This is a genomic window from Marinomonas algae (genome assembly GCF_047525555.1).
GTDB lineage: Bacteria > Pseudomonadota > Gammaproteobacteria > Pseudomonadales > Marinomonadaceae > Marinomonas.
On the sequence record NZ_JBLIXK010000003.1, the window covers coordinates 65915 to 89876 of the forward strand.

Below are 23962 nucleotides of genomic sequence, written 5' to 3' on the forward strand. Positions count from 1 at the left end.
TGTGTTTCGTCCGAACTATTTGTTTTTAAATAAAAGCCAAAGAAAGTAAGGTGCGCCAATAATGGCCGTCATAATCCCAGCGGATAATTCAATCGGCGGGTCAATGGTGCGAGCCACTAAATCCGCAAATAACAGTAATATTGCGCCAACCAGCATGGTGCAAGGCAATAATATTTGATGCTGTCCGCCCACTAACTTGCGCGTCAAATGGGGCGCGACTAAGCCTAAAAAACCGATTGGGCCACAAATGGCGACGCACGAAGCAGTGAGTCCCACTGCAACCGCCAATGATGTTAAACGCAATGTATTGGCATTCACACCGAGGCTGATCGCGCTGTCGTCGCCCAGTGAGATTAAATTCAGAGATTTGGCTAACCAAAGTGCGATGGGAATCAAACCGAGCCAAGGCAACAAGATGAAAAATTGATTCCAGCCGCGTCCCCACAAACTGCCCGTCAACCAGAGCAAGGCATTGTTGATTTCTAAGGGTTTTACCAACATCAGGAAGTCGACCGTGCTGGCGTAAAGTGCGCCCAAGGCAACACCTGTGATGGCAAGCTTAATGGCGCTGCTGTGATTGCCACACAACCACCACAAAATAAAGGCCGCAGAAAAACCGCCCAATAACGCCATGGCGGGCAGCCAAGCAATGTCGGATGTTGGGAACAAGGTCATATAAGTCACAGCGGCTAAGCCAGCGCCATGACTCACGCCAAGCACATCTGGCGAGGCTAACGGATTGCGAATCACACCTTGAACGAGCGCGCCCGCCAAGGCCATCATGGCGCCCACCATCATGGCTAACAAGGTGCGAGGAAAGCGGTATTCGTAGACAGTGAAATAGTGCTCACTGTCTGCTTGAAAGCCGTTTAATATTCCCTCGAAAGAAATAGAAACCGCGCCAAACATTAAGTTCGCCACCAATAAAAGAGACAGAATAACGAGTAATAACGGCCATGTTTTGAGTGACATTACGAGGCCCTTTTCTTAACAAGATAGATGAAAAAAGGCGCGCCAATGAGAGCTAATATGGCGCCAGCGGGTGTCTCTAATGGGAAAATAATGCCACGACTTAAGGTGTCTGCAAGCACCACCAAGGCGCTGCCCATTAACATAGATAAAGGTAAAAAATAGCGGTGATCTTGTCCGCACAGGATTCTTGCCATGTGCGGAACGAGCAAGCCAACAAAGCCGATGCTGCCAGACGCGCCGATGGCGGAACCCACTAAAATCAGCACCAACACACTGCCAGCCAGTTTTGTCCAAATCAGTGAAATGCCTAAGTTCTGAGCGTTGTCATCGCCCAGCTGTAATAAGTTGAGTGTTGGCGTGAGCAATTGGCTGCCAATCAAGGCGAATAACGCGACAGGCCAGAAGAGCGACCAAGTCTCCCAGTTGCCATTGGCGAAACTGCCAGCGAGCCAAGACAAGACAGCGGACGCCTGATCTTCTTCCATAATCACCAATGCCTTGGTGAAAGCGGCACAAAGAGCTGAAATCGCCACGCCCGCTAAAACCAAACGGCCAGTGTCGCTGCCGCCACGCCACGCGCTGCCGAGAATCATTACTAACGTCCAAGCGAAGCCACCGCCGATCATCGCCGCCATGGAAATACCGAGCAAACCAAACCAAGGTGTAATGGTCGAAACCGCCGCCATGCCAAGCGCCGCACCAGCGTTCACGCCAAGAACAGCAGGAGAAGCAAGCGGGTTTTGCGTTAAGCCTTGCATGACCACGCCAGCCGCTGCGAAACAGGCACCAACAGTGGCAGCAAGTAAGGCTCTTGGCAGGCGAATATCATGAACTATGTGTTGCGCAATGGCATCTTCGCTCGGTGACAATAGGCCTTGTATGGCGTCCATGGCAGAAATGGGAAAGCTCGACCAAGTGAATAAGCTTGTCCAAAAGCCAAGTAACAGCAGCGCGAAGAAGAGCAGGCAATAAGCGGTATAAATAAGAGGCGAAAGTTTCATAACATCATTTTGAAGTAAGCAGCTCGACTAACTGACCCGCAATGATTTCCGCCGCGATGATGCCACGACTACGAGACCAAATACTTGGGTTATAAATGTGATACACATGGTCATTGCGCACGGCTTTGAGCGCCTTCCACAATGGGGATTTTTCCCATGTATTGGCAATGTCAGAAGAGGAATAATGGCCCAGAATCAAATACTCAGGATTGCTCGCCAACAATTGTTCTAAGCCTGTGTGAACAGAGCTCAGCTCATTTTTTAACATAGGCGGTGCTTTAAAACCCAAGGATTGCAGCAAGGTGCCCACATAGGATTTTCCTGGGTGAAGAGACGCGTATTTTTCCATGACATTACCAAATTGCACTTCAATGCCCTTTGGTAATTGCGCTGCGTATTCGCTCATGATTTCTTGGTGTTTGGCGAGGCGCGCTTGCATGGCGTCTTCTTTATCGAGCACTTTACCGATAATCGCCGCCGCTGCTAAGTTGCCTTGATAAGATTCTCGGCGAGACGGCAGAATCAAGGTTGGTGCGATTTTCTGCAAATCTTTATAAACGCTCTGATGGCGACTGTAATCTGCAATGATTAAGTCCGGCTTTAAGGAGGAAATAACTTCTAAACTTGGCTGTGAGCGTGTGCCAACGGATTCCCAAGGTGTGATTAATTCGCGTATTTCTGATGCTATGCGGCTTGTGTCTTTGTCGTCTGCGATACCAATTGGGCTGACGCCAACAATGGCGAGGGCGTCCACAAAAGAGTATTCCAACACCACAATGCGTTGGGGTACATAATCAATGTGAAAATCGCCTTGGCTGTCTTGAACGGTGACAGCAAAACTGGACATAGAAAGGAGTAAAGAAACGAACGCGAAAAAGCGTTTCATAAAACAAAACCTTAATGAGGAAATAAAAACATGAGAATAATAACACTTCTTAATTGCGCATAAAGTGTTATTTCCCTATAGAAGTCATGTTTAGGAGGTTTTGTGGATCTAAATACTCTCTCCGGGTTCTATCTTAAAGGGTAAGTTAATGATTCTTTCTGTGACTGGATTGCCTTTTAAGCGAGATAATAAGTGCTCAGCGGCCAAGCGACCTATTTCTTCTCGAGGTGTAATAACTGTAGCCAACAATGGCACCATAACTCTTGCGATATCATGACCATGAAAGCCTGCAATTCCCATTTCTTCTGGGACTTTAATGCCAGCCTTTTGACAAGCGAAGAGAGCGCCAATTGCTAAATCGTCATTGGTACAAAAGATGCCATCTGTATCTGGTTGTTTTTCTAGGGCTTCTTTCATGAATTGTTCACCCAATGAAAAAGACGAGGCACTGTCTGTAGTGATACAGAGTTCAGTCAAACTATTATCGTTCATTGCCGCTTTGTAGCCTTGCAACCTTAACAAAGTTCTTTGGTCCATTCGGGCAGCAAAATACACAATTTTAGTATGACCTTTTTTAATCATGCATTCTGTCATGGCGTAAGCGGCTGCTTGGTTGTCGATACCGATTGCTTGCTCAATTGGTTGTGATGTGGAATCCATGATTTCAATGACTGGAATACCAGCCACACTAAGCATTTTTCGAACACGCTCGGTATGATAACTTTCCGAAATAATCAGGCCGTCAACATTGTAAGAAAGTAAGGTCGCAATTCGGGCTTCTTCGGCTTCTTGACTGTAACCATAATGAGCCAACATGGTTTGATAACCAGCAGGTTCTAATATGGATTCAATGCCACGAATAACTTCAGCAAAAACATGGTTGGTTAATGATGGCAGTAAAACTCCAATCGCATTGCTTTTAGACTTAGACAAAATATCTGGCGCGCGATTAGGTATGTAGCCTAAATCATCTAAGGCTTCTTTGATCTTTATTCGTAGAGGAGGAGAGACTTGATCTGAATCTTTAAGATAACGACTCACCGTCATTTTTGTCACGCCGACTAAATTGGCAACATCTTGTAGTGTAGGGCGTTTATTTTTTATACCTGAGCTTTTCATATCAAGAGATTTATCCATGAATTGTTACCTGTAACATTAGCATAAGCAATTCATGGCTAGAAATAAAAAAGGTAATTTAGCGTGACAATGTACAAAGGCATAACAGCTTAATTATGCCTTTGTATCTTTCATCGTTAGGTTTTAGAGAGAAGCGAAAGCGCTTCGTTCAGAACCGCATCCGCATCTTGAGAGATATCAATAACAAATGCTTCTTCTTCTGTCGGTTCGACCAAGGTCGCAAACTGGCTTTCTAGCATCTCACGACCGTTAAAATAATGACCATCGCGTTTTTGGTGACGTTCCCAGATAGTATCAATATTGCCTTTTAAGTAGATCATAGCAACATCATCCAGACCCTGACGGAGCATAGTTCGATATTCAGGCTTCAAACCAGAACAGGCAATGACAGCAGTTGGATTATCGATTAATAATCTGTTGAGTACCGCTAACCAATCTTTACGGTCGTCGTCTGTAAGAGGAATTCCTTGGCTCATTTTTGCTACATTTTCTGCACTGTGAAAATCATCACCATCAAAGAAACGATAGCCAAGTTTATCCGCGATGTTTTTACCTATTAAAGACTTGCCTGAGCCTGAAACGCCCAATACTACAATTTTTTTTATCATCTTCTTAAATCCTTATACCTTGCTGTTATCAGCAAGGCTGTATCGTTCAAAGAACCGCTTGAACGGCATTATTTTTTGCTGTCTATTTCCACCAAAGTGCCAATTCTGGGAAGAATATGACCAAGGCGAGTACGACAACTTGAATGCCAATAAAAGGAAGCAAGGAGCTGAATATTTCACCTAGACTGATATCTTTGGGTGCAACAGATTTAAGGTAAAAAGCGGCTGGGCCAAAAGGTGGTGATAAGAAAGAAACCTGCATATTCAAACAGAACACCACTCCGAACCAAATTGGATCTAAGCCGAGTCCTACAATAATGGGTACAAAGATAGGCATAGTTAACAATGCGACGCCTACCCAATCTAAGAACATACCTAAGACAAGTAAGATAACCATCATGATCATAATGGTACCCATAATGCTGCCGCCACTTAGAGTAAGAATGATTTCTTCAACAAAATCGATACCGCCCATCAAATTGTAGACACCAACAAGAGCAGTTGCACCAATACCAATCCAGATGATCATGCCACATGTGCTCATAGTCGCTTTGGCACTGTCTTTGATCATAGAAAAATCAAGCTCGCCTCGAATAGCTGCACTAATTAAGATACCGACTACGCCTAGAGCAGAAGCTTCTGTTACCGATGCGACACCTAAATAAATACTGCCTAGAACTGTCATAACAGTTAATAGAGGAAAGAAAAGCGCTTTGAAATAGTTGATGTCATCATCAGCGGCAAGTTCTTCTGCTGTTGGTAACGGCGCGTATTCTGGATGAATACGGCATAGAATAAGGACGTAAGCCATGTAGGCAAAAGCCAATATAAAAGCAGGTAAAAACGCCGCTTTAAATAAGTCACCAATAGAAACGCTGGCCGTTAAACCGTAGATAATTAATACAATGCTTGGAGGCAGCATAGTGCCAAGTGCGCCACCTGCACAGGTTGTTCCGATTGCTAACTTACGGTTATAACCAAGGCGTAACATTTGAGGTAAAGCTAGAATACCCAACAGAACGGTTTCACCACCAATAACACCAGACATAGAAGCTAAAACAATCGCAACTAATAATGTTTGTACGGCAACACCGCCACGAAGTTTACGGCCGAAAACCTTCATCGCATCGAACAAGTCTCGCGCAATGCCAGACCTATCTAAAAGTGCCGCCATTAAGACAAACATGGGAACAGCGAGGAAAACATAACTGCCAACAAAACTATATAAGCGACTGGTAATTAGTGGTAATGCGCCAACACCAAACCAACCAACAGCAAAAACTAGCGCGACAAGAGCAGTAACAAAGGCCAACTGCATACCAGTTAACAATAATAGAATCATGGAACCGAGCATGAGTAGGCTGCCATAGCCTATGCCCATAGCGGATAAATCAAACATCTTTGCGTTTCCTTAGGCCGTTAATCTCTTGAATCAGGTGCAATAAAAACTGCACAAACATGATACTTAAAGTAAGAAAAATCATGCCTTTTACTAATGCAGGGAAAGCTGGGTTCCAAGCTGAACCAGATGTCTCTAAACGTATTTCACCAAATGGTGAGAACCAAGAATCTTGTACTACTTGATAAGCCGCCCAACTTAATAAACCAGAAAAAATCAGTCCCATAATATGGTGGAAAACATTTAGCCAGCGTCGAGTTCTGTCTGAAACCATATCGTAGATCAACACGACGCGAACATGTTTGTTAATCGATAGCGCATAAATTCCACCGAAAACAAATAAACAACCGCCAAGGAAGGAAGCGGTTTCATGTACCCATATTGTGGGGGCGTTGAATACATAGCGCATCAATACTTCATAAAAAGAAATCGCAACAGTGAGGATAAATAATAGGCTCAAGATGTTGCCAAGCTTATAAATGAAACGATCTAAAGCGTTTCTTGGCTCGTCTGAGTTATCAGTAATAGGAGGATGAATAGCTTCTTTCATAATCAGGTCCAATGAAAAGCAGGCGCAATATTACACCTGCTTTGCGTGGCTTAATAAATCGTCTTAGTTGTGTGTTTACAACTTATAGAAGACCGTTTGTTTCTAAGTAGCTTGTAATGGAATCGTATACTTTCTGAGCATTTTTAGATCCCTTAGCAAACTCTTCCCATTGTGTACGGGCAATTGCACGGAACTTTTTACGCTCTTCAGCAGACCAATCATGAATGGTGATATTTGGATCAGCTTGAGCTGCTTTTACCGCGATCTGATCCGCAATATGTAATTGTGTTGTCATATCTTGAGCAAAATCACGTACTGAGACAGTAAGGATTTCTTGGATATCTGCTGGTAACTTATCCCATTTCTTTTGGTTCATTGAGATATCGATCAATGGCAAAGAATGGAAGCCAGGTTGTACAGGATGTGTCGCGATCTCATTCATGCCCGCTTTTTGGTTTGTGGAGAAAACCGTATAGTCGGCCGCATCAATAACGCCTTTGCTTAGGCCTGTGAATACTTCAGAACCTGGTAGGTTTACTGGAGCAGCACCTGCAGCGGCAAATACACGTTGAACTAAACCTTCTGGAGCACGAAGTTTCAAGCCTTTAAGATCTGCAACGCCGTTCAATGGAACACGAGAAACAAAAGACTCTACACCAGTTGTTGAACCACCGATGAATTTCACGCCATAAGGTGCATAAAGTTCAGTCATTAGCTCGTAACCACCACCGTAGTTTACATACTGTAGAAGTTGCTGAGTACTTGACCATGCGCCAACAGTATTACCAATTAATCCAAATGCTGGATCTTTACCAGAGAAAAACTCTGTCGCAGTGATGTGGCCATCTAGGATGCCCATTTTTATTCCATCAAGGGTTTCAGTATGTTTAAAAACACTGCCTACAGGAAGTAAATCGATTTGAACACGACCACCTGTCATGGCTTCAACGCGTTCTGTCCACTCTTTTTGAACTTGGAAGTTTTTGTCGCCCGCTGGATCAGAAGACTGGAATTTGAATTTATAGTCTGCAGCAATGGCAGAAGTAGATAGTGCGCCAGCTAAAGTGGCAGTCAGAAGAACTGTGCTAATCTTGCTCATAATATAACTTCCTGATGATTATTTTTTTTAGGAAAAGAGTATTCAAATCCGATCTTATGTTACCGGTAACTCTTAGGCGAATGTTACCGGTAACTTTTCCTTCTAGTCAAGCGTTTGATAGCTAATTAAATAAAAGATTAGATAGTTGATTGATCTATATAAGAATTTAATACGAGTAGTTGGGCGGATAGTGGTAGCTGGAAATACAAGAACAGCTTTCCTTAGCTTTAGACATTGGTCTAAAAAGCATTTTGTTCTGAATAATAAAAGCGCACACTCCAGATGAAGAACAGATGACGAATGCTAAATGAGAAAAATAATATGGCCGCCATAGACATTCCTGAAGTGCATAAATTTATTGCGACGGTTCCTCCTTTTTCCAGTTTGAATTTAACCGAAAGGAAGCAGCTGTTGACGGGTGTGTCTATGTTGTATGTGCGCCAAGGGCAGGTTATTTCCCTAAAAAATGGCGCGGCGACAGTGCATTTAATTCGTCGAGGCGCGTGCGAAATCCGTACCCCAAAAGGCGGGCTGGTGGATCAAATCGCAGACGGTGAGTGTTTTGGTTTATCGAGTACCATGTCGCAGAATCCAGATGGTTTACAGGTTGTGGCGATGGAAGACAGCCTTGTATACCGATTCGAGAAAAAGCGCTTTTTAGACGCCGTTGAGCAGAATGAGGCGTTTGGCCTTTTCTTTGAACATACGCGACACAATCGCCTCCGAAAATTATCTCGCAGCCAATCAAGTGAACTCTCTTCTCCGGCGTTGCAATTGTCTATGCCAGTGACGCAAATTATGTCTCGTCAATTGATTCAAGCCTCGCCAGATGAAAGCGTACAAACCGTTGCCATGCGTATGACGGAAGCGCGAGTTAGCTCGATTCTGGTTCTAGAGAACAAGCGCTTATTAGGCATAGTGACTGACCGAGATTTGCGTTCACGTATCTTGGCTGTGGGCGGATCGTCAGACATTCCAATTGAACAAGTGATGACGAAAGATCCGGTGAGCCTGAAAACCGATGCCTTGGTAATGCAGGCTCAGACCTTAATGAGCGAAAGCAATATTCACCATTTGCCGATTGTCGATGACGGGCTGAACGTGATGGGAATGCTCACGGTAGCGGATTTACTGCGTCATCAAGAGCTAAGTCCTTTGCTTTTAGTCAATCAGATTCATCGCCAGCACAGCGTGGAAGGTCTTGCGCAAACCTGTAAGCAATGGCCAACCTTAACGATTAATCTGATTGTGACTGATATGAAACCCGTTGATATCGGTAAGGTGTTGGCGACGGTAAGCGACAATTTAACCCGTCGCTTAATCGAACTGGCATTAGAAACACTGGGGCCAGCGCCGATGGCGTTTCAGTTTTTAGTCTTTGGCTCACAAGCTCGTCGAGATCAATCTTTGGGGAGCGATCAAGACAATGGTTTGATGCTGGAAAGAGAGCCAACTGACGAAGAGAGTCAATACTTCGCGACATTGGCTGAGTTTGTCTGCAATGGTCTTGGCGCTTGTGGGATTCGACTTTGTCCCGGAAACATTATGGCGAGCAACCCACAATGGCGAATGACGAACCAAGGTTGGCAGCAGAAATTTACCTCGTGGATTCAATCTGGTTCACCGAGCGCCTTATTAAATGCGAGCATCTTTTTTGATATTCGTTGCGTCTATGGCGAGGCCTCTGTGGTTGATGAATTGATTCTCAAGATGCAGCAAACCATCAGTAAGAACAGTGTGTTTCTGGCGACCTTAACCCGCAGCGCATTGTCGACTAAACCTCCTTTGGGATTCTTCCGTCACTTCTTATTAGAGTCTTCTGGCGAGCATAAGCATCAGCTGGATTTGAAACACCAAGGCTTGGCTTTGATTAATGATCTCGCAAGGCTTTATGGCTTGTCTTGTCGAACCTACCGCGTGGCGACGCTGGATCGTATCGAACAGGCGATTCGGGAAAAGTTAATCAGTGTGGACACGGCGCGTAACCTGATGGACGCGTGGGATCAATTAAACGAACTGCGTTTAGAAACCCAAAGAGCCCATTGGCAATCCACAGGTAAGGCCAGCGCGTATTTAGACCCTGAAAGCCTGAGCTCCTTAGAGCGTAAGCATTTAAAAACGACATTCGGCATTATTAGCGATGTGCAGGATGTGGCTCAACAACGTTTCTTGCGAGGGTACAGTTAAATGTTGGCTGGGTTAATACAGAGTGTTAATGAGCGTTGGATGTCGTATCAGGCCAGTAAGCATGTTTGGTCTGAATGGAATTATTTGATATTGGACATCGAAACATCAGGGTTAGACGCCAAGCAAGATCACATTGTCAGTGTCGGCTGGGTTTGTATTCAAAATGGCGTGATAGAGCTGGATACCGCTCGCCATATTGTGATTGAAAGCACAGATGTGGGTGAAAGCGTCGGCATTCACATGATTACAGATTCAGACATAGAGTTGCACGGAAAACGGCAAGAAAGTGTGTTGCGTTACCTTCGCCACCTTTTAAGAGATCGCATCTTAGTCATGCACCATGCGCCGCTGGAATTAAACTTTCTAAAACAAGCTTGGAAGAAAGAAGTCTTGCCTGCTTTTTCAGTGAATTGGCTAGACACATTAGCCATAGAACGCGCCAAAGCCAATAGAGCCCAACAGCCAATTCAAGATGGTGGTTTTCGTCTATGCGCTTGTCGAGAGCGCTACGGCTTGCCGGATTACGATGGTCATGACGCGCTAACAGATGCTTTAGCGACAGCAGAACTGTTATTGGCTCAAATTGCTTATCAAGGTGTTGATTGCCGTCTGCACGACCTAAACCAAATGGGCGGTGGTAAAACCTCCTTCACACCGCGTTAATATCTCGCAACGCATTGTTCCCTCCCATTTTTTCAAGGGGAGGGCTTATGTCTGGCTCTTGTAGGTCAGCCTTTAGGCTGACAAAGCTTTGCGTGTTTGTTCTGGTAGATAAATAAAAAGTCTTTTAGTATCGATAAAGCACCTCGGTGTGGAAATATCGCGCCGTGGATAAAAAGGATAATACGTATGCTCGTTTTACCAGTTTTCGATTTTGTTAATATATTTAGCGATATTTCCATAACCAGTATGTTATAGAATTATTAAGAGAATTTTAAAAATGTCTAAATGTGCATGATTAAGCTGTTATGTATTTGGAGGTACTTGTGAGTAACGAAAAATCAAAAGTAAACAGCTATATATCTTATGATGAATTTTGTGAGAAGCATGGTTTTCAAAAGCCAAAAATAGTTGAGTTTGACGCTTACAAAAGTAAACCAAGCTGAATTAGACGTGATAAAAGGCTATTTTTCTAACTTATGTACAGACCTAACTTTATATAGTGAATTATTCACCTCTAAAGAAACTGTTGATGTGTTGAATGAGTTTAACTCATTAGTGTTTTCCCGAGTTCAGAAGGCTTATATAGAAAAACTATGTTTGAGTATTGCTTGTTTATTAGATCCTGCTGAAACAGGAAAAAATAAGAACTTATCGTTAGCACGGATAATTGAGCAGTGTGATTGTCACGAGTTGAGAGATAAAGAAGAACAGCTGAAAAATCTTTATACTTCTACAGGCATAAAGAAGTGGCGACAAAAGTTACTTGCTCATAATGACTTAAGTACGCTAATGGGTAGAAAACCCTTAGAAATCAAATTTGAATATGAAGATATAGAAAATATTTTGGAACTAATTCAAGAGATTTTCGATTATATCTCTGACCCTAGAGTTCATACCGATATCAAGGTAGTGCTTCCGTATGATAAAAATGGCAGAGCGTTTGTTCGCAAGTTGCAGGCGTCATTAGATTATGATGCATAGCAAATGCTTTCAGGAGAATTTTGTTTTGCTAAAGTTTTTGCCCCATTCAATTATCTTAAACGGGTGTTAAGCTGACAGGAGAATACGTGTAGAGATGGATAATCGACATACACTTTGGATTCAAATAGTGACAGCTTTAGTTGCGTTGGTTGGAGCTTTAGGAGCATCTTTTTTGACCTCTAATTACGCTTTGGAAAGTGCCAAAGCGCAGATTGAGAAAGATAAACTTGTTTTATCAGCGAGTAATGCAAACGAAAATGCTAAAGAGATACGTAAGAGGGCTGAGCAATACTTAGTTTCATTATTTGAAGTTATTGAGTTATTGGGAGAGCATGTTGATGAGGTAGATAATCATATTGCTAAACTAAATCAACTAGCTCAAGGACTTCTAGTTTATGGAGGGGGAGAATTAGGTACAGCAACCATAAGGCTGAACATAGCTATAAAAAATGCTCATATTTCAACATCGAATAAAGAAGTTGTAGACAATATGAAAACAGTGGAGAGAGCTTTAACAAAATGGTATCAAACTTATTTTTCTGTAATGAGCTCTTATGATCGTCACACTATGCCAGAGAAAACCAAAGCTGATTTTAGAAATCAGCTATTTGAGTCAGTACTTAAAGGGTTTAACAAATCAATACAACCGACTGATGATTTGTCGGCTGATTAGGGCGTTAAACAACTTAGCTGTTTGATGGAATCGGCTCATATCCCCATTCTTCTTGCTTAGGTTCTGTTGCCAGCATTTTTGGCTGTTCAGACCAATGCAGTAAGTTGAGTTCGCCAGAAGCGGATTCTGTCAGTGCGGTGCAGTGTTCAACCCAGTCGCCGTCATTGCAGTACAAAACGCCTTCTTTCATCTGAAAAGAAGCGAAGTGAATATGCCCGCATATATAACCATCGACTTTCTGGTTTTTGGCGGATTTGATTGCTGCGGTTTCAAAGCGTTCGATAAATTCTTTCGCTTTGCTGATGTGGCTTTTCACATAGCCTGCGAGCGACCAATAAGGTTTACCAGCGAAGCGTCTTACGCCATTTATCCATTGGTTAAGGGAAAGCATTAGGTTATGGGCTTTGTCACCTATAGCTAACATTAATGGGCTGATTTTTACCATCTGATCGAACTCATCACCATGGCTGACATGGAAGGTTCTACCATCTGCTGTTTTATGGCGAGTGTTTAACTTTATTTCAACGCCGGATAAGGTCTGCCCTGCAAACTGGCGGAAGAAAGCGTCGTGATTGCCAGGGATATAAACGACTTTAGTGCCTGTTTTTGCCATAAGCAAAATCTGCTCAATGACTTTGTGGTGAGTATCAACAAAGTAAGCTTTATGACGCATTTCTTGAAGGTCAATAATGTCGCCAACCAAATAAAGCGTATCGGTTTTAATGTTTTGTAAGAAATCCAATAAATGGATTGCCTGACAGGCTTTTGTTCCTAGGTGAACATCAGAAATAAATACGGATCGAAATGTCGTCTGCATAAGCTTCTCCTCATGAGTTACCTTTAGACTAATTCCCGTTTATGACAGACTTGTGTGTTCTTTATGACAATTAGATCACAATAATTAAGACGGCTATTCTGCGATTTCAAGGAAGTTAGAAGGGAGCAAATGAACATAATTCCCTTCGTATTCTTTGGCCGATTTTTTCGCGTGAGCGGCCATTTCGGCCACTTGATGGTGATTGCTGCATTGTCTGGCACTGGTTTTGATGACGCCAATGGCCAAGCTAAGAATGGCGTGAAAGCGCATTTCACCTTCTCGGTTCTTGGTCCAAACGCCGCCTTCTTGTAGGGTTTCTGGTGAATAGAAGTCGCTGATCTCTTGTGCGAATGCCGATAAAATCGCTTCGCATTGTGGCTTCCAGTCTGTATCCCCAAATATCACCACAAAATCATCGCCGCCAATATGGCCGATAAAGTTATTTTCTGGCGAGACAAAATCTTTAATGAGTGAACCGACCAGCTGAATGACAGCGTCGCCTTTTGCATAGCCGAAAAAGTCATTAAAAGGTTTGAAGTCGTTTAGATCAAAATACGCCACATGGAAATCTTTATCGGCTAATAAGCGTCGGCTGACTTCTTTATGAATGGGTACATTGCCGGGCAACAAGGTAAGCGGATTTGAGTAGGTAGCGTTTTGTATTTTTAACTCGGTAATGCGCTTGAGTAAGTCTTTTAAATGCCCTGTTCCTGAGTATTTTCCGTTACGAACGATAATAATCTCGTTGTTTAATACGTCGGCTTCTTGATCTGTTATCAATGTGGAAACGGTCGCAAGGCTAATGCTGCTCTCAACCACTAGTACATTGCTGGTTAATAACTGAGTGACTGGTTTTTGTTCGTATAAAGCCCGGCCGTACGGCGTCGAGAAGATTTCGTGTAGCTGGTGACGACGAATAACGCCAATAGGGCAATGCTGGTGGTCGAGAATCGGAATGACAGTCAGCTCTTTGTGCTTTTTGAAATGCTTGGAAGCGTCGTCTAAAACGCTGTTCTCGTGTAAATAGGGCGTTGGACGACAAAGGGATTGAACGCTTTCTGAGTTCTCTTCATTGAATTGTGATGGCTTTTTCGTTTGTTTGGCCAAGTCGGGATTGGTCGCAAACTTTGGTGAATCTGTCGGATGGCCAAGGAAGTAACCTTGTCCTAACGTGACGCCCATTTTAATAAGGAACGCCAATTCTTGTTTGGTTTCAATGCCTTCCGCAATGACGGTGCAATTGGTTCTTTCGGCAATGCAGATCATGGCGCGGATGAATTCTTGTTTGATCTTGTCTGTGTCTATGTTCTGAATAAAATGCCGATCTATTTTAACAATGTTAGGTTGCAGCTCGGACCAAAGTTGTAAGCCAGAATAACCGACGCCCAAATCATCAATCGCGATTTGAAAACCTATGTCTCTGTAGCCTTTGATGCGACTGTGAGTTAAATCCGTGTATTCGTAAGGGTGTTGTTCAGATAGCTCGATAACAATTTGGTTTTTGTCGATTCCGAGCTGATCGAGCTCCAATAAACTCATTTCTGATTGGTGCTCAGGAGACGAAAACAGAGAGGCGCTAATGTTGAGAAAGAGCTTACCTTCTAGTGCTAATTTGGAGAACTTAGACAGGGCTTTTTTTCGGCAAAGCAGCTCTAGCTGATGCAGCTTTCCTTCTTGCTGAGCCAAGTCAAATAATGGAATAGGCGAGAATAAAGCGGAGTTTTTTGGCCCACGAGATAAGGCTTCATAACCATGCACTGTGCCATCGGTTAAATCGTAAATGGGTTGAAAGTAAGGGGTGATTAACTCATCTTTGAGAATCCGATCAAATAGAGCGTTATCATTGATTTGATTCATCATTTCGCATACTTCGCCTGATTATGAATTAGCAACAGGTTATCTTATGTCGTATTTGTGACAGACTAATGACAAGGCGAGATTGAAATAAAAGTGAAAAGGTAGGAAAGGAAAAATCTAAGAAATTGAAAGGGAAAACACTGTTACCGGATCGCTATTTTTATTTTGCCTGTCGATCATCGGATACAGTTTGTTTAGAGTCTTACGCTGACTTTAATGGGCGGTTCACTGTTAGGTTAGTGAAAGTGCTTTTAACGCGAGCAACTGCTTTTTTAATGACACCAGCGTAATATTCACGGCGTAGTTTGTACGCTTGTTCTACGTAGTAATCTACATCAACATTATTAAAAGTGTCGTATTTGATATCGCTTTTCATGGTGGATCTCCTATCAATTAATGAGTGTTTCAATATGGTTATGATAGGAGTTGGTCAGCTGTACATCAAACGATCATATTTCAGCTAATAGGTTAGAAAAAGTCACTCTTATTCCAGTCGTGTGAGCCAAGTAAACATGGCGTTTACTGCCTGATTTGCCCAGTTTTCGGTGGCTTTACTTTGAGCGCCTTTTTGACTTGCTGCAATGCCTCTGGCGCTGACTGTCCATGATGCTAATCGAGAGCCGTTCGGGTCGATAAGCTCTAATGTGCCTTCTTCAAATACGTAGAAACGGCCGGATTGTATTTCCTGATGCTGAGCTGTTTGGCTTTGTAATGTGAATAAACCATTGGCTTTTGGCGTGAAGCCATATTGAGACAAGGCACTGGCTAATTGATTCGCCTGAGCCGTGTTTGAAACATCAAAGCCGTAACTCAATAAGGCTTGATTGAGCTGTTCCTCTATCGCCTGAATGTCGCTGTCTGCTTTCCCTGCGAGTGTGCGCTGAGTGGAGTAAAGGCCGAGCTCTTCTTCGTAGGATTTTCGTTGCGCGAAATGAGGGATGAGGCGCATATAATGGGGCCAATCTTCTGCAACTGGCGCTTGATCAGAACGGGTAGTGAGTGATTTCGCCTGCTTACGAATCGTGTCGTCTAAGTCGTTAAGTGCGTCAGTTAAACTGGCGATGATTCGTGATCGATCAATAGACTGTAAGGCGTAAACGTAGTTTTTGCCCACAAAGCGGTCTTCATTTAGGGCTTGTTCTAATTCAATGGGCGCTGTGGTGACTTGTGTGTAGGCGCTTTGAACTTTTAAAACTTGTTCATTGCCTTGTATTGAGGTGACTTGAGTGTCTTGGATATTGGTTTGGCTAACTTGGGTTCTTAGCTGCTGGGCGATTTGCGCATTGCCATTTTGTTCGGCTTGAATAAACGCCAAGGCAAGGTTTTCAATGCGCGCAGAGCTGCCAACACCATAAATATGTGTATTGTCTTTCGGAGGAGAGACAACCCATTCTGGCAAGACTTCGGCCTGCTCTGTTTTGGTGTTGGTGCCGATGCAGCCCGTTAAGCTGGATAGCAAACCTAGGGTCAGCATCCAACGAAAGGGTTTAGAACCTAAGGTGCTTTTCATCTTTAGAAGAAGCCTTTATCCGCTAACTTTTTGATTTTCTTTTGACCATTCCATACTTCGCGATTGGTGGTCATATCAATCAATTTCAAATCCACTTGATAGAAGCTCACGCGTTGGTCGCCATTTGAATCAACGATAGAGTTAATGGTGCCGGATAACGCAAATCCTGCACCTTGCTCTAGACCAAACTGAGCCACGGTGTCTGGTGCAGCGTTGAGTGCTTGCTCTTCACGTTCGTTGCGGATTTCTTCTCGCTCTTCGCCCGAAACAACAAAGTCCACTTTGCCTGCGCGTAATAGGCTGCGTTTGATGTCATTTACGAAGGTATCAACAGGAATGTGCTCAGAGGTTTTGTTACGAATGGTCTGAACAATAACGGTTGGGTTGCCTTTTTGGCTGAAGTTATAGTCACGGAACCACGGGAAAGTGAGCATGTCGCCCATCATTTCTTCTGCGACAAGGCGTGAATCTGTATCGTTCCAACGGTCAGAAAGCGCGACTTCTTCGTTCACATCAAGGCGTTTTACACTGCCGCTGGAGCATGCTGTTAATAAGATAAGCATGGAAAGGGTGACAAGATTTCGTAGTGAAACTTGTGACCAGAAAGGCATTTTGATCTTGCTTGTTTGCATAATATTTTCCTTACGTTCGATTTTCCCAATACTCATTTTGCGTAATGTTAAAGGGTTAGTGTAATCAATTTAGTCTGGATTGCGTAGATTCCATATCTTTATTTTGTTGGCTTCCAATGAGACCTCACCCAGCGAAAATTGTTTCTCATTTACTCGGTAATTTGGTGAGTAAGTTCCCGGTGGAAGCGGTTCTCTCGTTAGCCTTATTTGCGCTGGTAATGTTAGCCAATTGCGAGTGTCGGCGGCTGAAGAGGCAAACACAGCCACTTGGCCAATTAAGCCTAATAGTGGATTCAGTCCCTCATCTTCTGCAGTGATGGTTACTTGGTAAGCCAACCAACTGCGCAGTAATTCACGGATTAGGCCTTCATAAATGTCTCGTTGAGCTTGTGCTAGTTGTTCTTGAAAAGCGATGTCGGCCAAGGATGTCATTCTTACACTTTGTGAGGTTCTGGCATTATTCACTTCTAAAACTGGCTGGTTATTATTCAATTTGAAGCGTGAATAATACGGCACAGTGACACGAATGGTCTGACGTGTCAGTAAGGTGTCCACGTTGGCGGCTTCAAGCTGTCGCCATACTGGGCGACCAAGAATCACTCGTTTGGTAAAGATGCCAGAAAAGGTTCCCCAAGCGCCGCCCGCTTTATAGTTGGCGATGAGATTGAGAGGGTTAATATCCGCATACACCATGGTAAACCAGCGGAATGCATCGTTTTCTTCTATTCTTCCGCCACCATGAAGAGGCTCCAATACTAAAGAGTAATCTCGTGGATCAGCGTAGAGTAGAAGTGTCATTTCCTCTTTGTGAGGAATGAAGCCTTGGTGCTCTAAAACAACCAATTCTGAACTCTTGTTTTGGTATTTTTCCAGAGTGCTTTGCATGCTTGATGAGAGCTTCTCGGTGATTTTTTTGTCGATCTCATCTTGGCTGAAACCGCCTTTTTGCATCATCCGTATTGTATCCAGCCACGCCCGCTCAGAGGTTAAGTCTGATAAAGCATATTGTTTAGCGTAACCGGCTTCATAAAGCTCGGCTGCTTTTTGGTAGCTGATTCTGGCATCGTCGAATTCTTGGCTGTTTTCGTACTGCAAGCCTTCCATGTAACGGGCCCAAGCGTCATCGCGATAGAGGTATTTGTCTGTGTCTCGTCCGCCAGTATAAAAGTCGCCTAACCAGTTTAGAGCTTTCAGATAAAAGGCTTGGTTGTTCTTGTCGTCTAAGTCTTGGTAGCTTGGGTTTTGTGCTCGAATTTCATTGAGCTTGATGTCTATGCGTCGTACTTCAACCAGAGCGGCATCTTGCAGTTTGAGCTTTTCAGTGGGTGTTTTAGCTTGTTCTGCTAAGGCGAGATAGTTGAGGGATTTTAAGTAGCTGATATAAACGCGTTCTAAGCCGTTGCCGCGATAGTTGCTTTGTCTTGGGTTGCTCAGTAATGCCCAAGATCGGTTGGAAAAGCTGTCTTTTAGAAAGGTGTCGCTCAGAGTTTCGGCTTGTTCCAATAAATCGTTACTGCGTTCGTAATCGCCTTGGTTTTGCGCCAGCGTGCCGATTTCCAAATAATAAAGAAGCTGGTCTTGAGGATTGTTTAAAACGGGTTCTAGAGTGCTTTCTGCTTGCGCCCAATTGCCTTCTTTCGCAAGGTTTAAACCTTCGTCGATACTTTGCTTATAGGTTGCACATCCACTGAGCGTTACAACAAGAAACCAAAGAAGAGCCTTTCGCACACTAGATTCCTTTCTCTAAAAACTGGTTAACAATCAGAACCGCAAAAAGTGAGAAACAGCCAAGGTAGAGAATCAACCAGCGAACTTTGAGACAATATGGACAAGGCTTTTTCTTTTTCATCACAATTTCCATTCTAGTGTAAGGCGCCAAAGAATAAACAGAGCTTTCCTTTGGCAAGCTCTGGTTATGATACAAAAAAAGGAGACTTAAGTAGTCTCCTTTTTTAATGACGATCTATTTTTAAGTAGAGCGCTTTAATACCTAACTTCGCTTACTGCTGTGTTTCAGCCTGTTGCTTTTGTAGGCTTTCAACATACAGTGCATCGAAATTGATTGGTGCAAGCATAAGAGGAGAGAAACTACCTTTTACGACAACCGCATCAATGTTTTCGCGAGCGTATGGGAAAAGTGTTGCTGGGCAGAATGCACCCAAAGCGTGGTGTAGTTGTTGATCGTCTAGACCAGAAATTACGAATAAACCACCTTGTTGAACTTGAACTAGGTAAGCAGATTCGCCTTTGTTCTTCACAGTAACTGTGATTTCTAGAACTACTTCGTAAACGTTTTCACCAACTTGGCGGCTTTTCGTATTAAGCTCCATGCCAACTTCCGGTTTCCACTCTTCTTGGAAAACCATAGGAGAGCGAGGAGACTCGAAAGAAATATCTTTTAGGAAAACGCGCTGCATAGATAGTTGTGGTGTCGGTGCTTCTTGTGTTTCTGCTGCTGCGTTTGTTTCTGTTGCCTCTGGCATGATTGCTCCTTTTTTATATCGTTAGACTAGTATGTTGCTGCAATTTTAATGAATAAAATGCTTATTTATTGAGTAAACCATCAAGCTGTTTTTTGTGCTCTAGATCGTAAAGGTCATCGCAGCCACCAATGTGTTGCTCGCCAATCCATATCTGAGGAACAGAAGTACGGCCACTTTTCTTCGTCATTTCTGCACGAACTTTCGGCGCGCCGTCGACTCGGATTTCTTTATAATCTACATTTTTAGACGAAAGCAGTTGTTTTGCTCTTGTGCAAAATGGGCAGTAATTGCTTGAGTATATCGTTACAGTAGCCATTGTATGCTTCTTATCCTTTTACTAAAGGTAGGTTTGATGATTGCCATTCTGCAATCCCACCTTGAAGTTTAAATACTTTAAAGCCTTCTTTTTTAAGGTCTTTTGCCGTTGCACCAGAAGTCATTCCTGATTTGCATACAATAATGATTGGGACTTCTTTGTGTTTCTCAAGTAGATTGAGATTTTCTTTTACTTTAGCGGCAGGGATGTTGATTGCGCCTGTGATGTGTCCTGTCGAGAACTCTTTGGCTGGACGAGTATCGACCATAACCGCATTGTCTGAGTTCATCAGGTTGGTTGCCGCAGAAGGCGAAAGAGCCTGAGCGCCATTTTTACTTTCAACAAAAATAACAGTAGCCAGAATCGCAAGGAAAACAGCGACCATTTCCCAGTGGTTTAGTGAAAATTCAATAAGTTGGTTCATCATAATCTTAAAGCCTAGTTAAAAACTGTCCGCATTATACACGGCAAGCGGAATCGGTACATACTCTCAAATTAAGGTGACAAAGATATGATGATCGAGAAAGAGAGAGTGAAGCTGGCAGAAAAAGAAAACGAGCCTTGCAGCTCGTTTTCGGGGGAGGCTTTATTTGGTGTTGGTTGAATCAAAGATTTTATCTGCGTTACCTTCAATAAAACTGTCAAATAAAGAGCCATTCGGTTGAACATGACGACGGGCAAACTCGTAAAAACAGCTCGGGATGCTCTTTTCGATACCGTCTGAAAAGCTGTATGTGATTTTATCGGCCATGGTCGATGATTGTTCTAAGAATGAAGTGGGTGAGCCTTTGACTAGCCCGCCAACTTCGTTGAGTGCGTAGCCTTCATCTTGTAGTAGGGAATTGACCGACTCAATGGTTGGGAATTGCTTCAAATGATTAATGCTAACCGTGAAGTGGTTCGCCTGTAAGCCCATGGTAGATAGCCATGCCGCGTACTCGCTGTGTTCAGCTAATGTTGCGTATTCTTCTGAAGTCGGTGTTTCCCATAATTTTCCAGCCCAAAAGACAGCAGGGCTTTGTACGGCATCTGCCGGAATTTGACCAACAAACTTAGCAATAATGGCTTGGCAGTTTTCTGGTAGTTCTTCAACTAAGAGTTCAGACAAAAAGATCTTTGGCGAGTCCGCATCTGTTTCATGTTTATAACAACGAGCTTTTAGGTGCTTACTCTCAAAACGAAAAGCGCCATAAGCTTTGTAACCAATTGCTTCAAGCTGAGGTTCCAATTTTTCCAATGCAACAGGGGAATTATTAAAAGTACGAAATGCCACATGGTCGTTTAGTACTGTCTCGCCATGGCTTTCAAATAATTTCTGAATGCGTTGCGCTTGAGGCGTCACCTGAGTGTAGCTGTCCCATAACGCATTAAAAAAATCAGACGGTTTCATAATAGAAGTCCTGCAATAAAGCGGTTTTCGTTAAACAATTCACCCACTTTAAAGTAGTTAGGGGGAGTGGTGCAAAAGATATAAAAGCATTATGTGATTCGTAAAAAGCATGCGAGTGAAGAATTAAGATTCGATTATTTGTGCTTTTATTTCTGAGCTTGAGCCAGTTTTATCGAGCATATCCTGCGCCATTAAGCGGTTGGGAATACAGTTAATATAGGATAAAGTGGTGGTCTTCTGTATTGGATTTTATGAGTAACGTCTGGATGCGCCGCTATATTCCATCATCAACGGCTTTAAAATGTTTTGAAGCCTCCGTTCGTCATTTGAGTTTTACCAAAGCGGCTGAAGAGCTTTATCTCACTCAAAGTGCCGTCAGCCGCCAAATACGTAACTTGGAAGAGTTTCTCGCTCGGGACTTGTTTATTCGACTTAATAAGAGGCTTGTGCTGACAGGTTCGGGCGCGGCTTATTACAAAGAAGTGGTGCCTTTGCTTGATGGCATGGAAAGCGCATGTTTGCGTATGTTGCATCGAGAAGATGAAAAGATCACGTTAACCATTTCTTCCTTGCCCACATTGGCTTCTTATTGGTTGATGCCACGTCTTGCTGAGTTTCAAGCGGAACACCCTCAGTTCCAAGTCAAAGTTCAATCGCTGGATGACGCGGCGAAAATCGACCCTGACAACATCGATATCATTTTACATTATGGTGGTGATCATTGGCCGCGAGCCGTTTCCCATCAGCTTATACGCGAGCAAGTGGTTGCTGTTTGTTCGCCTGAGTTATTAACGAGAATCGGCGGTGAAGACCACAAAGAATGGCATGTTGAAGACGTTACCTTGTTTCCTTTTTTGCATCTATCGTCACGTATTAATGCATGGCCGGATTGGATGGTGGCGCAAGGGTTAGAAAGCGGATCGTTTTCAGGTGCATCATTTGCGCATTTTCACATGGTATTGGAAGCCGCTAAAAATGGTATGGGGATTGCTATTTTGCCGAGTATTTTGGCTGAAAGAAGCTTGCAGACTGGGGATCTGGTCGCGCCGTTTGGCGAGCAAGTGACAACACCCCACGAATACCTTTTATCTTACCCTGCTGACAAAGCGGATTTAGAGCAAGTCATGATTTTTCGTGACTGGTTATTGGCGAAAATGAAGGCGTCATAACTAAAATTAATAATCTGAATAGGCAAGGTGTGCTGTAACAAAATTACAAGCCTGTGGTAGTATCAAACCATAATCATGATCAATTTACGGGATAGATTTACATGAACAAACAAACAACCGCACTTTTTATTCTAGATGGATGGGGCTACAGCGAAACGTCTACATCTAACGCTATTGCTGCAGCGAACACACCTAATTGGGACGCACTTTGGAGCGAAAAGCCTCATTCTTTGATTAAAACATCTGGAATGGCGGTAGGTTTGCCGGAAGGTCAAATGGGTAACTCTGAAGTTGGCCACATGAACCTAGGCGCAGGCCGAATTGTTTATCAAAACTTTACTCGTATTGGTAAAGCGATTGAAGACGGTTCTTTCTTTGAAAACGAAGCGTTAGTAAACGCGGTAGACAAAGCCGTAGCTGCGGGTAAAGCGGTTCATGTTTTAGGTTTGCTTTCTAACGGCGGTGTTCACAGCCATCACGAACAAATCATGGCAATGTGTGAATTGGCTGCGAAACGTGGCGCGAAGGCGGTTTATGTTCATGGCTTTACTGACGGACGTGATACTCCACCTCGCTCTGCAAAAACACCTGCAGCGGAATTGAATGCGAAATTGGCTGAGTTGGGCGTAGGTAAAATTGCGACTTTAACTGGCCGTTATTACGCAATGGACCGTGATAATCGCTGGGATCGTGTTCAAACAGCTTACGATGCGATTGTTTTGGGCAAAGGTGAGTTCCATGCTGAAACGGCTGAAGAAGCCATTCAAGCAGCTTACGATCGCGATGAAAACGATGAGTTTGTTAAAGCAAGCATCATTGGTGAATCTGCACCAGTTGAAGATGGCGATGCGATTATCTTCGCTAACTTCCGCCCAGACCGTGCTCGTCAATTGACTCGTTCTTTCACAGACGCAGGCTTTGATGGTTTCGAACGTGCTGTTTACCCCAAATTGTCTGCATTCGTGACCTTTACTGAGTTTGCATCTGATATTGCAGCAGACGTTGCTTTCCCACCTGTTGCCTTGAGCAATACTTTGGGCGAAGTGCTAGCGAAAAACGATAAGAAGCAATTGCGTATCGCTGAGACAGAAAAATACGCGCACGTTACTTTCTTCTTTAATGGCGGCGAAGAGTCTCTATTTGAAGGTGAAGAGCGTGAATTGATTCCATCTCCAAATGTTGCGACATACGACCTACAACCAGAAATGAGTGCTCCAGAAGTGACAGATAAGTTGGTTGAAGTGATCGAAGCGGGCAAATACGACACTATCATTTGTAACTTTGCGAATGGCGACATGGTTGGTCACAGTGGTATTTTTGAAGCGGCTGTTAAAGCAGTAGAAGCCGTTGATGCTTGTCTAGGTCGTATTATTGACGCTCTAAAAGTGAATGGCGGCCAATGTTTGATTACAGCTGACCACGGTAACGTAGAACAAATGTTGAGTGAAGACGGTTCTCAGCCGCTGACATCTCACACCATCGGTCCTGTGCCTTTGGTATTGGTTTCACCAACACCTGGTCTAGGCTTGAAAGAAGGTGCTTTGTGTGACCTTGCTCCAACATTGTTAGATATGATGGGCCTTGAACAGCCAGCTGAAATGACAGGCGTAAGCTTGCTTACTCGTTCATGAG

The 23962-nt window shown here is 43.5% G+C and carries 24 protein-coding genes; 6 read left to right on the forward strand and 18 right to left on the reverse strand.

From position 1 onward, the window contains the following. Nucleotides 1-15: 15 nt before the first annotated feature. From fecD to ACMUMQ_RS06555, 8 genes are all read right to left on the reverse strand, one after another. Nucleotides 16-972, reverse strand: coding sequence for a Fe(3+) dicitrate ABC transporter permease subunit FecD (gene fecD, locus ACMUMQ_RS06520; protein ID WP_347984102.1), 957 nt, complete (start codon nucleotides 970-972; stop codon nucleotides 16-18). Continuing rightward, nucleotides 972-1973 (reverse strand): iron chelate uptake ABC transporter family permease subunit, encoded by a 1002-nt coding sequence (locus tag ACMUMQ_RS06525; protein ID WP_414681201.1) that lies wholly within the window; start codon nucleotides 1971-1973, stop codon nucleotides 972-974. Before ACMUMQ_RS06525 ends, fecD begins: the two co-directional genes overlap by 1 nt. Before the next feature lie 4 nt (nucleotides 1974-1977). Next, the gene (locus ACMUMQ_RS06530) at nucleotides 1978-2859 is read right to left on the reverse strand and encodes a Fe(3+) dicitrate ABC transporter substrate-binding protein (protein ID WP_414681202.1); all 882 of its coding nucleotides are present in this window, start codon (nucleotides 2857-2859) and stop codon (nucleotides 1978-1980) included. A 108-nt stretch (nucleotides 2860-2967) separates the two neighbouring features. Beyond that, nucleotides 2968-3996 carry a gluconate operon transcriptional repressor GntR gene (gene gntR / locus ACMUMQ_RS06535; RefSeq protein ID WP_414681203.1) on the reverse strand — a complete coding sequence of 343 codons (1029 nt, stop codon included), beginning with the start codon at nucleotides 3994-3996 and terminating at the stop codon, nucleotides 2968-2970. A 116-nt stretch (nucleotides 3997-4112) separates the two neighbouring features. Continuing rightward, nucleotides 4113-4604 carry a gluconokinase gene (locus ACMUMQ_RS06540; RefSeq protein WP_414681204.1) on the reverse strand — a complete coding sequence of 164 codons (492 nt, stop codon included), beginning with the start codon at nucleotides 4602-4604 and terminating at the stop codon, nucleotides 4113-4115. Nucleotides 4605-4686: 82 nt separating this feature from the next. Then, entirely contained in the window at nucleotides 4687-6003 is a 1317-nt protein-coding gene (locus ACMUMQ_RS06545) for a TRAP transporter large permease (protein WP_414681205.1), read from the reverse strand. Next, on the reverse strand, nucleotides 5996-6553 hold the full coding sequence (locus ACMUMQ_RS06550) for a TRAP transporter small permease subunit (RefSeq protein ID WP_414681206.1): 558 nt from the start codon (nucleotides 6551-6553) through the stop codon (nucleotides 5996-5998). Before ACMUMQ_RS06550 ends, ACMUMQ_RS06545 begins: the two co-directional genes overlap by 8 nt. 82 nt (nucleotides 6554-6635) lie before the next feature. Continuing rightward, nucleotides 6636-7652 (reverse strand): TRAP transporter substrate-binding protein, encoded by a 1017-nt coding sequence (locus tag ACMUMQ_RS06555; protein ID WP_414681207.1) that lies wholly within the window; start codon nucleotides 7650-7652, stop codon nucleotides 6636-6638. Between the two features lie 300 nt (nucleotides 7653-7952). Here ACMUMQ_RS06555 and ACMUMQ_RS06560 point away from each other — a divergent pair, with 300 nt between their 5' ends. From ACMUMQ_RS06560 to ACMUMQ_RS06575, 4 genes are all read left to right on the forward strand, one after another. Beyond that, nucleotides 7953-9839: a DUF294 nucleotidyltransferase-like domain-containing protein gene (locus tag ACMUMQ_RS06560; protein WP_414681208.1), complete on the forward strand. Its 1887-nt coding sequence runs from the start codon at nucleotides 7953-7955 to the stop codon at nucleotides 9837-9839. Continuing rightward, nucleotides 9840-10502, forward strand: coding sequence for a 3'-5' exonuclease (locus ACMUMQ_RS06565; protein ID WP_414681209.1), 663 nt, complete (start codon nucleotides 9840-9842; stop codon nucleotides 10500-10502). Between the two features lie 414 nt (nucleotides 10503-10916). Then, complete coding sequence (locus ACMUMQ_RS06570; RefSeq protein ID WP_414681210.1) at nucleotides 10917-11483, forward strand: AbiU2 domain-containing protein; 567 nt, start codon at nucleotides 10917-10919, stop codon at nucleotides 11481-11483. Between the two features lie 127 nt (nucleotides 11484-11610). Beyond that, nucleotides 11611-12156, forward strand: a complete 546-nt coding sequence (locus tag ACMUMQ_RS06575) for a hypothetical protein (protein WP_414681211.1) — start codon at nucleotides 11611-11613, stop codon at nucleotides 12154-12156. A 13-nt stretch (nucleotides 12157-12169) separates the two neighbouring features. Here the strand turns inward: ACMUMQ_RS06575 and ACMUMQ_RS06580 are convergent, their stop codons facing one another. From ACMUMQ_RS06580 to ACMUMQ_RS06625, 10 genes are all read right to left on the reverse strand, one after another. Next, nucleotides 12170-12973: a UDP-2,3-diacylglucosamine diphosphatase gene (locus tag ACMUMQ_RS06580; protein ID WP_414681212.1), complete on the reverse strand. Its 804-nt coding sequence runs from the start codon at nucleotides 12971-12973 to the stop codon at nucleotides 12170-12172. 93 nt (nucleotides 12974-13066) lie between these two features. After that, nucleotides 13067-14833, reverse strand: coding sequence for a GGDEF domain-containing protein (locus ACMUMQ_RS06585; protein WP_414681213.1), 1767 nt, complete (start codon nucleotides 14831-14833; stop codon nucleotides 13067-13069). Nucleotides 14834-15032: 199 nt separating this feature from the next. Continuing rightward, complete coding sequence (locus ACMUMQ_RS06590; protein WP_414681214.1) at nucleotides 15033-15206, reverse strand: RSP_7527 family protein; 174 nt, start codon at nucleotides 15204-15206, stop codon at nucleotides 15033-15035. Nucleotides 15207-15314: 108 nt separating this feature from the next. Next, on the reverse strand, nucleotides 15315-16340 hold the full coding sequence (locus tag ACMUMQ_RS06595) for a hypothetical protein (RefSeq protein ID WP_414681215.1): 1026 nt from the start codon (nucleotides 16338-16340) through the stop codon (nucleotides 15315-15317). Between the two features lie 2 nt (nucleotides 16341-16342). Continuing rightward, entirely contained in the window at nucleotides 16343-16972 is a 630-nt protein-coding gene (locus tag ACMUMQ_RS06600) for a penicillin-binding protein activator LpoB (RefSeq protein WP_414681216.1), read from the reverse strand. A 69-nt stretch (nucleotides 16973-17041) separates the two neighbouring features. Then, entirely contained in the window at nucleotides 17042-18700 is a 1659-nt protein-coding gene (locus tag ACMUMQ_RS06605) for a COG3014 family protein (RefSeq protein ID WP_414681217.1), read from the reverse strand. Nucleotides 18701-18972: 272 nt separating this feature from the next. Continuing rightward, complete coding sequence (gene secB, locus ACMUMQ_RS06610) at nucleotides 18973-19455, reverse strand: protein-export chaperone SecB (protein ID WP_347984085.1); 483 nt, start codon at nucleotides 19453-19455, stop codon at nucleotides 18973-18975. Nucleotides 19456-19516: 61 nt separating this feature from the next. Next, nucleotides 19517-19771 carry a glutaredoxin 3 gene (grxC, locus tag ACMUMQ_RS06615; protein ID WP_317002506.1) on the reverse strand — a complete coding sequence of 85 codons (255 nt, stop codon included), beginning with the start codon at nucleotides 19769-19771 and terminating at the stop codon, nucleotides 19517-19519. A gap of 10 nt (nucleotides 19772-19781) precedes the next feature. Next, the gene (locus tag ACMUMQ_RS06620) at nucleotides 19782-20198 is read right to left on the reverse strand and encodes a rhodanese-like domain-containing protein (protein ID WP_414681218.1); all 417 of its coding nucleotides are present in this window, start codon (nucleotides 20196-20198) and stop codon (nucleotides 19782-19784) included. Nucleotides 20199-20357: 159 nt separating this feature from the next. Beyond that, nucleotides 20358-21161, reverse strand: a complete 804-nt coding sequence (locus ACMUMQ_RS06625) for a DUF1338 domain-containing protein (RefSeq protein ID WP_414681219.1) — start codon at nucleotides 21159-21161, stop codon at nucleotides 20358-20360. A 251-nt stretch (nucleotides 21162-21412) separates the two neighbouring features. Between ACMUMQ_RS06625 and ACMUMQ_RS06630 the strand changes: the two genes are divergently transcribed. Continuing rightward, complete coding sequence (locus tag ACMUMQ_RS06630; RefSeq protein ID WP_414681220.1) at nucleotides 21413-22330, forward strand: LysR substrate-binding domain-containing protein; 918 nt, start codon at nucleotides 21413-21415, stop codon at nucleotides 22328-22330. Nucleotides 22331-22431: 101 nt separating this feature from the next. Beyond that, nucleotides 22432-23961: a 2,3-bisphosphoglycerate-independent phosphoglycerate mutase gene (gpmI, locus tag ACMUMQ_RS06635; RefSeq protein ID WP_414681221.1), complete on the forward strand. Its 1530-nt coding sequence runs from the start codon at nucleotides 22432-22434 to the stop codon at nucleotides 23959-23961. The last annotated feature ends 1 nt before the right edge of the window (nucleotide 23962 follow it).